The organism is Halomonas chromatireducens (genome assembly GCF_001545155.1).
Taxonomy (GTDB): Bacteria; Pseudomonadota; Gammaproteobacteria; order Pseudomonadales; family Halomonadaceae; genus Halomonas; species Halomonas chromatireducens.
On the sequence record NZ_CP014226.1, the window covers coordinates 3,781,428 to 3,793,459 of the forward strand.

The 12,032-nt window shown below is 63.5% G+C and carries 10 protein-coding genes; 1 reads left to right on the forward strand and 9 read right to left on the reverse strand.

Features of this window, described 5'->3' with window-relative positions; translation table 11 throughout:
• Nucleotides 1–65 precede the first annotated feature (65 nt).
• The 8 genes from LOKO_RS17525 to LOKO_RS17560 all read right to left on the reverse strand — a co-directional run bounded on the left by LOKO_RS17525 (nt 66) and on the right by LOKO_RS17560 (nt 10,023).
• Nucleotides 66–3,062 carry an FAD-binding and (Fe-S)-binding domain-containing protein gene (locus tag LOKO_RS17525; protein ID WP_066451976.1) on the reverse strand — a complete coding sequence of 999 codons (2,997 nt, stop codon included), beginning with the start codon at nt 3,060–3,062 and terminating at the stop codon, nt 66–68.
• A 30-nt stretch (nt 3,063–3,092) separates the two neighbouring features.
• Nucleotides 3,093–4,298 (reverse strand): pyridoxal-phosphate-dependent aminotransferase family protein, encoded by a 1,206-nt coding sequence (locus LOKO_RS17530; protein WP_066451977.1) that lies wholly within the window; start codon nt 4,296–4,298, stop codon nt 3,093–3,095.
• Between the two features lie 70 nt (nt 4,299–4,368).
• Nucleotides 4,369–5,556, reverse strand: coding sequence for a CaiB/BaiF CoA transferase family protein (locus LOKO_RS17535; RefSeq protein ID WP_066451978.1), 1,188 nt, complete (start codon nt 5,554–5,556; stop codon nt 4,369–4,371).
• A 21-nt stretch (nt 5,557–5,577) separates the two neighbouring features.
• Nucleotides 5,578–6,366, reverse strand: a complete 789-nt coding sequence (locus LOKO_RS17540; protein ID WP_066451979.1) for an enoyl-CoA hydratase/isomerase family protein — start codon at nt 6,364–6,366, stop codon at nt 5,578–5,580.
• Nucleotides 6,367–6,479: 113 nt separating this feature from the next.
• Entirely contained in the window at nt 6,480–7,748 is a 1,269-nt protein-coding gene (locus tag LOKO_RS17545) for a TRAP transporter large permease (protein ID WP_235588897.1), read from the reverse strand.
• An 11-nt stretch (nt 7,749–7,759) separates the two neighbouring features.
• On the reverse strand, nt 7,760–8,347 hold the full coding sequence (locus LOKO_RS17550; RefSeq protein WP_066451981.1) for a TRAP transporter small permease: 588 nt from the start codon (nt 8,345–8,347) through the stop codon (nt 7,760–7,762).
• Between the two features lie 89 nt (nt 8,348–8,436).
• Entirely contained in the window at nt 8,437–9,417 is a 981-nt protein-coding gene (locus tag LOKO_RS17555; RefSeq protein WP_066451982.1) for a TRAP transporter substrate-binding protein, read from the reverse strand.
• A gap of 144 nt (nt 9,418–9,561) precedes the next feature.
• The gene (locus tag LOKO_RS17560; RefSeq protein WP_066451983.1) at nt 9,562–10,023 is read right to left on the reverse strand and encodes a GlcG/HbpS family heme-binding protein; all 462 of its coding nucleotides are present in this window, start codon (nt 10,021–10,023) and stop codon (nt 9,562–9,564) included.
• 260 nt (nt 10,024–10,283) lie between these two features.
• Here LOKO_RS17560 and LOKO_RS17565 point away from each other — a divergent pair, with 260 nt between their 5' ends.
• Nucleotides 10,284–10,967 (forward strand): GntR family transcriptional regulator, encoded by a 684-nt coding sequence (locus tag LOKO_RS17565; protein ID WP_066451984.1) that lies wholly within the window; start codon nt 10,284–10,286, stop codon nt 10,965–10,967.
• A gap of 57 nt (nt 10,968–11,024) precedes the next feature.
• Here the strand turns inward: LOKO_RS17565 and glcC are convergent, their stop codons facing one another.
• The gene (glcC, locus tag LOKO_RS17570; protein WP_083517659.1) at nt 11,025–11,861 is read right to left on the reverse strand and encodes a transcriptional regulator GlcC; all 837 of its coding nucleotides are present in this window, start codon (nt 11,859–11,861) and stop codon (nt 11,025–11,027) included.
• Nucleotides 11,862–12,032 lie beyond the last annotated feature (171 nt).

Below are 12,032 nucleotides of genomic sequence, written 5' to 3' on the forward strand. Positions count from 1 at the left end.
TAGTGCCTGGCCATGGTGCCTGGCCATGGTGCCTTGCCTTGATCATGATGCCTGGCGGGTTCGCCTCAGGCCAGTGCCTGCTCCAGCAGCCGAGCCACGTGGATCGCTTCACGCCCCGAGCCGTCCTTGATCTGGTGGCGACAGCTGGTGCCATCGGCCACCACGACGGCCTCGTCAGCGGCCTCGCGGATAGCCGGCAGCAGCGACAGCTCAGCCATTTTCATCGAGGCATCATAGTGCTCGACCTCGTAACCGAAACTGCCGGCCATGCCGCAGCAGGAAGACTCGATGGTCTCGACCTCGAGCTCGGGAATCCATGACAGCACCTGCTCGATGGGGCGCACGGCATCGAAGGCCTTCTGATGACAGTGGCCGTGAAGCATGACGCGTCGGTATGCCAGCGGCTTGAGTTCCAGCGGCAGTTCCCCGGCCTCACGCGCCTTGACCAGGAACTCCTCGAACAGACAGGCCGCCTCAGCCAGTGCCCTCGCCTCTTCGCCGAATCCATACTGCAGGAACTCGTCACGCATGCTGAGCGGGCATGACGGCTCTAGACCGACAATGGCCATGCCACTGTTCACATAGGGCATCAGCGCCTCCAGCGTCCGCTGCGCCTCGGCTTTCGCCTTGTCGAACTGGCCGGACGAGAGGTAGGTGCGCCCGCAGCACAGCGGTCGCTCACCCTGCTTCACGTTGAGGTGTACCTCGTAGCCGGCGGCTTCCAGCACGCGCTTGGCGGCCCTGGCATTGTCTCCCTCCATATAGTTGTTGAAGGTATCGACGAAAAGCAGCACCTCGCGGGTCGCCGTATCCTGCGCCGTGTGCGGTTCGGCCAGGAAGTTGCCAGCAAAGGCCGGCAGCGCGCGCTTCGGGGCCAGCCCAAGCCCGCGCTTGACCCCACGGGCGATGAAGGGGATCCGCTCGATGCCGTTGACCAGGGCGGAGAACCGGCTCGCCCAGGGCGCGTAGCGCGGCATCTCGCCGACCATGCGGTCACGCAGCGACAGTCCCTTGGCCCGCACCCGGGCGCTACGCGCCTCGATCTTGAACTTGGCCATGTCGACCCCGGTGGGGCAGTCCCGCCGGCAGCCCTTGCAGGAAACGCAGAGATCCAGCGCCTCCTTGACGTCATCGCTGGCCAGGCCCTCCTCGCCCAGTTGTCCGGAGAGCACCAGCCGCAGGGTATTGGCACGCCCCCGGGTCAGGTGTTTTTCGTCACGGGTGATGCGGTAGCTCGGGCACATGGTGCCAGCATCGAACTTGCGGCAGTGGCCGTTGTTGTTGCACATCTCCACCGCCATGGCCAGGCCATGGGTGGGGTCACCGGCGCTGCCGGCTTCGCCCTGCGCGCCGGTCAGCGGGTCGCGCCTGACGTTCCACGCCGACCAGTCGAACACCGGCGTCAACGGAATCGCCCGGTAATCCCGGGGGAAGCGAAAGTAGCGATCGTCGTCCATCTTCGGGGTGTCGACGATCTTTCCCGGGTTGAAGCGGTTGTCCGGATCGAAGAGCCGTTTGACCTCGCGGAAGGCGTCGTTGATCGTGGGCCCGAACTGCCAGGCCACCCACTCGCCGCGGCAGAGCCCGTCGCCGTGTTCACCGGAGTAGGCCCCCTTGTACTCGCGCACCAGCGCCGACGCCTGTTCGGCGATCTCGCGCATCTTGCCGGCGCCGTCGCGACGCATGTCGAGGATCGGCCGCACGTGCAGGGTGCCGACGCTGGCATGGGCGTACCAGGTGCCCTCCGTCCCATGGCGGTGAAAGACCTCGGTGAGCTTGTCGGTGTATTCGGCGAGGTGCTCCAGGGGCACCGCGCAGTCCTCGATGAAGGAGACCGGCTTGCCGTCGCCCTTCATGCTCATCATGATGTTGAGTCCCGCCTTGCGCACGTTCCACAGCGCCTTCTGCTCGGCGGGCTCCGGCATGTCGACCACGCTGCCGGCCAGCCCCAGGTCGCCCATCAGCTGGTTGAGCGCGCGCAGCGACGCCAGCTGTGTCTCGCGATCCTCGCCGGCAAACTCCACCAGCAGCACGGCCTCGGGCTTGCCGATCAGGGCCTTCTCGATCACCGGGCGAAATGCGGGGTTCTCCAGCGACAGGTCGATCATGGTGCGGTCGACCAGTTCCACCGCGGTGGGATCGAGCTTGACGATATGCTGGGTGAAATCCATGGCCTGGTAGAAGGTGGGGAAGTTCACCACCCCGAGCACCTTGTGCTCGGGCAGCGGCGAGAGCCGCAGCGTGATGCGGCGACTGACCGCCAGGGTACCTTCCGACCCGACCAGCAGGTGCGCCAGATTGATCCGGCCTGCCGGGTCGTAGGGCTTGGGATTCTGGCAGTCGAACAGATCCAGGTTGTAGCCGCCGACGCGGCGCAGCACCTTGGGAAAGTGATCGCGTATCTCGGGGCCGACCCGCTCGGCGATGGCTCGTACCTTGTCGGCAATCAGGCGCGCTCGGCTACCCTCGGCCAGCTCCTCGACAAAACCGAAGCTCGCCTCGCCTCCGTCGGCCAGCAGGGCATCCACGCCGAGCACGTTGTGGACCATGTTGCCGTAGCGGATCGAACGCGAGCCGCACGAGTTGTTGCCGGTCATGCCACCCACGGTGCACTGGGCGCTGGTGGAGACATCCACCGGAAACCAGAGCCCATGGGGCTTGAGCCAGGCGTTGAGATGATCGAGCACGATTCCGGGCTCCACCACCACCGTGCGTGCCTCGGCGTCGAACTCGACCACCTGGTCGAGCCAGCGGGTGGTATCGATCACCAGCGCCTCACCCACCGTCTGGCCGCACTGGCTGGTGCCGGCCCCCCGGGGCAGCACCGGGACGCCGGCGTCCCGGGCGATGGCCAGTGCCAGCGCCAGGTCCTCCTGGTGGCGTGGTATCACCACCCCCAGCGGCATCACCTGGTAGATCGAGGCGTCTGTCGAGTAGCGGCCACGCGATGCATGATCGAACAGTACCTCGCCTTCCATCTCCCGGGAAAGGCGGGCCGCCAGCTCAGTCACTGGCTTGATCCGCGCATCCGGGGAAGGGGTCTTTCCCGTCATAGACGTCATTCTGCCTTCCTCAGCCATGTCAGGATGGGCTCACCTGGCGTCGAGCGGATGCCGGGCAAAGTAGTCCAACGCCGCCACCACGCCACTATCCTTGAGCGGCACGCCGCTGAGTTTCATGCCGGCTTCACAGCCGCCCAGGGTGGCGATCAGCGTCAGGTCATTGCAGTCGCCCAGATGGCCAATGCGGAACATCCGGCCCTTGACCTTGCCCAGGCCCATGCCGAGCGACAGGTCGAAGCGCTCGTAGATCAGCTGGCGCACGGCATCGGCATCGACTCCATCCGGCATCATCACGCCGGTCAGTACCGGGGAGTAGAGCGCCGCGTCCTGGCACTGGATCTCCAGGCCCCACGCCGCCACCGCCGCACGCACCCCGGCCGCCCAGCGCTGGTGCCGCGCAAGCACATGGTCGAGTCCCTCCTCGAGCAGCATGTCCAGCGACTCGTTGAGGCCATAGAGCAGGTTGGTACTCGGCGTATAGGGCCAGTAGCCGTTCCGGTTGGCCTCAATGATCTCGTCCCAGGCCCAGAAGCTCTTGGGCAGCTGCGCCTCGCGACTGGTAGCGATGGCCTTGTCGGACACGGCATTGAAGCTGATGCCCGGTGGCAACATGAGACCCTTCTGGGAGCCGGAGATCGTCACGTCCACGCCCCACTCATCGTGGCGGTAGTCAGCGCTGGCCAGCCCCGAGATGGTGTCGACCAGCAGCAGTGCCGGGTGGCCCACGGCATCGATGGCACGACGCACCGCCGCGATGTCGCTGGTCACCCCGGTGGAGGTCTCGTTATGCACCACGCAGACCGCCTTGATCTCATGGCCGCCGTCTTCCCTCAGGCGCGCCTCGATCATGTCCGCCTGCACCCCCTGCCGCCAGCCTTCCGTTCCCGGCAAGCCGAGGAACTCGGGCTCCAGGCCCAGGCGCAGCGCCATCTTCTGCCACAGGGTGGCGAAGTGGCCGGTCTCGAACATCAGCACGCGATCGCCCGGTGACAGGACATTGACCAGTGCCGCCTCCCAGGCGCCGGTCCCCGAAGCCGGATAGATGACAACGGGGTTCCCGGTCTTGAAGACCTGCTTGATCTTGTCGAGCAGCTCACGCCCCAGGGCACCGAACTCGGGGCCACGATGGTCGATGGTCGGCAGGCTCATGGCACGCAGGATGCGATCCGGCACCGGCGAGGGTCCGGGGATCTGCAGAAAATGGCGGCCCGAGGGGTGGTAGTCGAGATTCAGCATGACAAAGTCTCCAATGACGTAATACCAGTAATTTCGGTAAGAAATTCAATCAATCACCTGGATCAAGCCGCTACTTGATACAGCCCTCGTCTCGCAAGGTGTTCCGTTCCGGCTCGGTCATGCCGAGACTGGCCAGTACCTCATCGGTGTGCTGACCGAACAGTGGCGCTGGTGAGCGAATCTGCGACGGCGTGCGGGAAAACTTGCTGGGAAAGCCGATGGTCTTCATCTTGCCGATCACCGGATGCTCCATCTCCTCGACCATGCCACGCGCCAGGTAATGCTCGTCCTGCATTGCCTGACCGAAGTCGTTGATAGGGCCCGCGGGGACCCCTGCCTGGTCACACAGCGCCAACCAGTGGTCGGTATCCTGCTCGGCCATGATTTCCTCGAGCAGCGTTTCGAGCGCTTCGACGTGCTGGCCGCGGTCATGGTTGGTGATGAAACGCGGATCTGACATCAGATCCGCGCGCCCGAGTACATCGCCGCAGAGGCGCTCCCAGGTGCGCTGATTGGCACAGCCCAGCATCAGATAGCCGTCACGAGTCTTGATCGCCTGATAGGGCGCCGAAACCCGATGGCGCCAACCGGTCGGTTCGGGCACCCTGCCCTCGGCAAAATAGGCCGCGGCCTCCCAGGCGAACCACGGCAGGCCGCATTCAGTGATGGCAATATCGATGTGCTGCCCTTCACCGGTATTCATCTTGTGGATATGTGCGGCGAGGATCGAATACACCGCAGTGATGCCGGCACCGATGTCATAGACGGCGATACCGGTCTTCAGCGGTCGACGCCCAGGCTCGCCGGTCATCGACATCAGGCCGCTCATGCCCTGAGCCACAAGATCGAAACCGCCGCGGTGACTGTAGGGGCCGGTCTGTCCGTAGCCGGAGATCGAGCAGTAGACGATGCCGGGGTTGATGGCCTTGATGGTGTCGTAGTCGATCTTGAGCGACTTGGTGACTCCGGTACGATAGTTCTCGACGATCACGTCGGCATCCTCGGCCAGGCGATAGAAGATCTGCCGGGCGCGCTCATCCTTGAGGTTCAACGAGATACTCTTCTTGTTGCGATTGATCTGGGAGAAGCAGGTCGATTCGTCGTTGACGTAGGGCCCCATCTGGCGGCTGTCATCGCCGCCGTTGGTCTTTTCTACCTTGATCACCTCGGCACCCATGTCGGCCAGCACCATGGTGCAGTAAGGGCCGGCCATGATCTGGGAGATATCCAGCACTTTCAGCTTGTGTAAGGGAAGCATCGGCTCCACCTCGCTTTGTTATTAGTGACCCGTCCACTCGAACGGCGTCTTGTTGACGAACTTGCTGACTGCCGCCTTGAAGTCGTCGCTCATGTAGCAGGCGATGACCCAGTCATCGCCGGTATCTCGTGCCGTACGCCGCTGCGCCTGTACTCGCCCGACCAGCGCCTTGCTGGCCTGCACGGTGAGCGGCGCGAGCCTGTTGAACTGCTTGGCAACTTCGGCCACCTCGGCATGGATCGCGTCGGGCTCGATGACCGCATTGACCAGGCCCGCCTGGCTGGCCTCGCCGGCGTTGAACAGCTTGCCCAGCATCAGCGCCTCCTTGGTCCGAGCGATGCCCACCATGTCGATCAGCCGCGACACATTAGTGATCGAAAGGCAGTTGCCAAGGGTCTTGGCGATGGGCACCCCGAACTTGAGATTGGGCGTGCAGTAGCGAAAATCGCAGACCATGGCCAGTGCCGCGCCGCCGCCCACACAGGCACCCTCGATGAGCGCGATGGTGGGTTTGTTGAGGGTCTCCAGCTTGCCGACCACCCGGTCGATACGCTGCTCGTAGCCGATGGCGTCCTCGGGCTTGGAAAAGTGACTGAACTGGGTGATGTCGGTGCCTGCCACGAAGGCCTCACCGCCCACGCCGTACAGAACCACCGCATGCACCCGCTCCTCCTTCGCCAAGTGATCGCAGCAGGCTTCCAGGGCGTCGTACATCTCCCAGGTCATGGCATTGCGGCTCTCGGGACGGTTGAAGCCAAGCCACGCCACCCCTTCACGCACCTCATACAGCAGAGTGTTGCCTACCATCATTCTTCTCCCTCTTGCCGACCGGACACCCAGTGAATAATGAATTCAAAAAGCTGGGCATGATCTCCCCTGCCTCGTTCACAAGCCCGGCGGACAGGTGCCCGCCGGGCACTCCTCTAGCGGTAGAAGAACTCCACCAGGGCCATCGGGATGGCGGGGATATAGGTCACCAGCAGCAGGATGAAGAGCAGCACGGTGATGAAGCCAAGGTTCGAACGCGTCACCGACCAGACATCCGTCCTGGCGATCGAGCAGGCCGTGATCAGCACGCTCGCCACCGGCGGGGTCTGCTGTCCAATGGCCAGGTTGAGACAGACCACCAAGCCGAAGTGAACAGGATCGATTCCGGCAGCGCCGACCAGCGGCATGACGATGGGCACCACCAGAATGATGGCCGCCGCGGAGTGCAGGAACAGACCGATCAGCAGGAAGAATACGTTCAGCATCATCAGGATGGCGTACTTGTTATCCGTCAGGCTGAGCACCGCCTGGGCCAGCTGCTGGGGCATGCGCATCTCGGTCAGGAATACGCCGATCAGCGCCGAGGCCGCCACCAGCAGCATCACCACGGCGGTTTGCTGGCCGCCGTCGATGATCGCCTTGTAGAGGGTGCGCATGTCCAGCTCACGGTAGATCACGGCGCTGATGAAGATCGCCGCAGCGACGGCGAGCCCTGCCCCTTCAGTAGCGGTCACAAAGCCGCCGAAGATGGAGCCGAGGATGATGATCGGCAGGGTCAGGGCCCAACTGGCCTCCTTGGCGGTCTGCTTGACGCGCTTGAACTGGAACACCTCTTCCACCGGCCAGTTGTACTTGCGCGCATAGTAGTAGCTCAGCGCCATCAGGCCGCCGGCACCCAGCAGCCCGGGTACGATGCCGGCCACGAACAGCTGGACGATGGAGGCGCCGGACATGACGCCATACAGGATCATCGGGATGGAGGGGGGGATGATGATCGCCAGGGATGCCGATGACGAGGTGACCGCCGCGGCGAAGGGCGCCGGGTAGCCACGCTTCTTCATCGCAGGGATCAGCACCGAACCGGTGGCGGCCACGTCGGCCACCGCGGAGCCGGATATCTCGGCGAAGAACAGCGAAACGCCGATGTTGATCATCGCCAGCCCGCCACGGATGAACCCGAACAGCGCCGAGGCAAAGGCGATCAGACGCTTGGAGATGCCGCCGGTGTTCATGATGGCCCCGGCCAGCACGAACATCGGGATGGCCAGCAGCGGGAAGCTGCTCGCCCCCTCGAACATCGTCAGCCCAATGTTGGGCAGCATATCCAGGCCCTGGTAGGCCACAATCGCCACCGTCGCCACGATCGCCAGCGCCACCGCGATGGGCAGACCCATAAGGATCAGCCCCAGGAGGCCAATTATCATGAAGGGGAGTGTCATGGCTGATCCCTCTTGGTCAGAGCATCCGCGGTGAATCCGGCCCGCGCATTGTCACGTTCGGCCTCGGCGATGGCATGGCGGATCTCCTCCTCTTCCTGGGTGAGGCCGGAGCGCACCCTGGCCAGGTGAGCCGGCATGCTGAGCAGTTGGGCGATGATGAACAGCGCCGCCCCGATGGGAATGACCGACTGGGTAAAGGTGAGGGGCACCCAGCGCAGGGTGATCAGCGCCATGCCCTGCATGACATCGAGCACCACCAGGCCGGCCCAGCCGAGCACCAGGAAGAAACCGATGAACAGCGACTCGGTGAGATAGGCAATCGGCATGCGGATATGCACCGGCATGGCGGCCAGTACGCCATCGACGCCGATATGGCCCCGCTTGAGCGCAGCCAGCGCCCCGGCGTAATAGGTCAGCCACACCAGCATGATGGCGGCCACCTCGTCATACCAGGAGGGGGTGCGCCAGGCGTAGCGGGTCACCACCGCGTAGAGCACCACCAGCGTCAGCGAAACCATCAGCACCACCGTGATGATCTCGAGAAGGCGCTCCAGGATGCGGGAAATAGTATTCACGGTACCCATGGCTCTCGACTCGTTCAGGAAAGTGGACAGGAGCCCCCGCACCGCCAGACGGCGCGGGGGCAGGAGCCTTGCGGGTGACGCAAGGCGGGTCAGGAGTCGCTACCGAGCTCCAGAACCCTGTCGATGAGTTCCTGAGAGCCGGACACCTCATTGGCAAAGGCCTCATAGATCGTACCCGAGGCCTCGATGAATACCGAAGTATCGACCTCATTCACCTCTGTGTTGGCCTGACGAATTACGTCGATGAGATCCTCGTCGAGCTGTGCGGCATGCTCATAGACGAATGCCTGGGTCTCCTTGGCCGCCTCGATGATGATCTCCTGGATCTCATCGGGCAGGTTGTTGAAGCGGCGGCCGGCGGTGAGGTAGGCCGGCGTATAGACGTGACCGGTAAGGGAGAGGTAGTCCTGCACTTCCTGGAAGCGCTGGCCGGCGATCTGCGCCAGGGGGTTCTCCTGGCCGTCCATGACGCCCGTCTGCAGGGCCATGAACACCTCGGAGAGCGACATCGGTGACGGCTCCGCACCGTACTCCTCGAACATCCGCACACGCCACACGCCCTGGGGCACCCGGAGCTTGATACCGCGCAGGTCCTCGGGCGTGTTGATGGCACGCCGGTTGTTGGTGATATGGCGGAAACCGTTCTCCCACACGGCCAGGATGCGGTAACCGTTCTGCTCGGCCAGCGGCGCCAAGGTAGGCCAGACGACTTCCTCCTCGACCCGCTTCATGTGCTCGCGATCCTGGATCAGGTACGGCAGCTCGAAGAGACCGAATTCGTCCGCCACCGAAGACATGATGGTGGAGGGCAGCGCCAGGTCGACGGTACCCAGCCGCATGCGCTGGAGCAGCTCGGAGTCGGTGCCCAACTGGCTGGAACCGAAGACCACTACCTCGTAGGGCTCAGGCAGGCGCTCGTTGACAAGCTCGGCAAAGTGGTTGGCGGAGTCGGAGAACAGGGAGTCGGGGCCTCCGACATGGCCGAAGGTGATCTCGCGCGCCTGGGCCTGCAGCGATACCGACGCCACCGCGATGGCGAGCGTGGTGACAGCGACACGTGGGAATAGCATGGCGTGTTACCTCATTGTTCTAGTATTGACGCTTTGGTGGGCTGGCTTGGATAGACGCAGATAAAATTGAATTCTTTATTCTAAATACGTCTTCAACCTAAGCTAGTCCTATCCGAGAAGAGGTGTCAAGTCGGGTCGGTCCACTCAGAGCGGCTCGAGGCCATGGGCCAGGCCCGCTGCCTCTATACCCGCGATGGCGGCACTCTCGTCCTCGGCGGAAGAGGCGCCACTAACGCCCACTGCGCCGATGACGCGCTCATCGGCATCGAGGACCAGCACGCCCCCGGCGACGGGAATGAAGTGTCCGCCAGACGCGGTGGACACGCTGGCGAGAAAGGCGGGACGCTCGGCGTTGCGCGCTCCCACCACTCCGCTGGCCACTCCGATGCCAAGCGCGGCAAACGCCTTGCCTTGGGCAACGGGGAAGCGCAACGGGGCGCAACCATCCTCGCGTTCGGCGGCGACCACATGACCTCCCCCATCCAGCACCACGGCGGTCAGCGGCTCTGTGCCGGCACGCCGGGCCTGGGCGAAGACGCCGTCGAGAATGGCTCTTCCCTGCTCACGAGTGAGTTGGACGCTGCTGCGAAAGACCTTGCCGGCCATGGGGTGCTCCTTGTTGTTATGTCGCTGGAGTTATGTCGCTGGTATTGGCTCGCTTCGTTGCTGTGTCACTGATATACCCCTCTGCATTCACTGCCACCGCTTGGCGGCCTCGGGAAAGCTTGAGAGAATTCTGAATTCATAATACCTTTCAGGGTATGCCGTCAACCGCGCAGTGTGCTTGAATACCAGGCAAGGAAAGCAGTGTCGTTCGCCATGCAGGGCAAAGCCTCGACAGCGACCGCGGACAAGGAAAACAGACAATGACCAAGATTCAGCCTCGTACCCTCTTTCGGGAAGTCGCAGACCGCATTCGAGACCTAATCGAGCATGGGGAACTGGCCCCTGGGGAGCGTATCTCCGAGAAGCAGCTGTGCGAAAATTTCGGCGTATCACGCACGCCGCTGCGCGAAGCGCTCAAGGTGCTGGCCTCGGAGGGCCTGGTGGAGCTACTGCCCAACCGGGGGGCACGCGTCAAGCAGTTGACCTACAAGATGGTCAAGGATACCTATGATCTCATGGGTGCCCTGGAAGGGCTTTCGGGCGAACTGGCCTGCCAGCAGATCAGCGATGAAGGCATAACGGCGATCTGCGCGCTACACGAGCGCATGCTGGTGCATTATCGCAATCGTGAACTACCGGAATATTTCCAGGTGAACCAGAAAATTCACGAGAGCCTGCTGGCCGCTTCGAATAACGATGTGCTGCTCGAGATGTACAACAACCTCAGCCAGCGGGTGAAGCGGGTTCGCTACTCCAAGAAGATGACCGACAGCTATTGGCGCCGCGCCGTACAAGACCATGAAGAGATGATCGCCGCGCTCAAGAAGCGTGACAGCAAGCGGCTGGGCCAGGTACTGCGCGACCACCTGTGCAACAAGCTCGAGGTCGCCTCGATCGCCGGCGTCATCGACGACGGGGAGACCCGCAACGTGGCGAACTCCTGACCGCTGACCATCGGCTGGGCCCGAAGCCTTGCCCCCGACCGGGGGCTCCGGCACGGGTCACTGCCACTCCTTCAGGCGCATGGCCGAGCGCTCCAGACGCTGGTCTTCCGCTTCGATCTCGCGCAGCTGCTCACCGATACCGGCTAGGTGGTCGAGGGCCGCGCGCCTGGCGGCCTGGGGCTTGCCCTCGATGATGGCCCGATAGAGTCGGGCATGCTGGCGGTTGATCATTTCCCGCGGGGCCTCGCGGTGGTAGAGGTTCTTCACCGAGGCGAACACCGAGCTGAGCAGCAGATCGGTCAGCGTCTGCAGGGTATGAACCAGCACGGGGTTGTGGGAGGCCTGGCAGATCGCCAGGTGGAAGGCATGATCCAGGTGCGCCAGTTCCTTGACCTCGATCTTCGGGCACTCCTTCACGTAATCGACCATGGCTTCATAGCGCCGCTGGATCAGCACGCGGTCGCTGGGTGTGGCACGTTCGGCGGCCAGCTTCGCCGACTCGCCCTCGAGCAGTGAACGCACCTCGAGGAGATCGTACAGCGTGCGCGGATGGTCGCGCAGCAGGTGCATCAATGGGCTGTCGTCCCGCCCCGGGACCAGGTCGGCCACCACCGACCCCCGCCCCTGCCGCGTCACGATGATGCCCTTGCTGCGCAGCGCGCGCAGCCCCTCCCGCAGCGAAGAGCGCGATACGCCCAGCCGCTCGCAAAGCCGACGCTCAGAAGGCAGCAGTTGCCCCGGCCGAAAGACCCCGTCGAGGATCAGGTGCTCGAGCCTTGCGGCCACCGCATCGGGAGTACGCGTCGGCAGGGCAAGCTCATCGGACTCCCTGGTACCCACCGTCTCCGTGGCGCCCCATGGCGTTCCCTCCCCAGTTCCCGATTCCTTTGTCATGAGGTGATCTCCGCAAGCCGCCAGAGCAGGATCGTCATTGACCGGCTGTCATCGAACGACTAATGGTATATGGTGGAAATATTTTCCAATATAGTCGAAAACAACTGGTCATACCAGCAGACCGGAAGCTGGACAGCGAGTCGGTTAGCGCGCAGATTGGAGCTTTCGCAC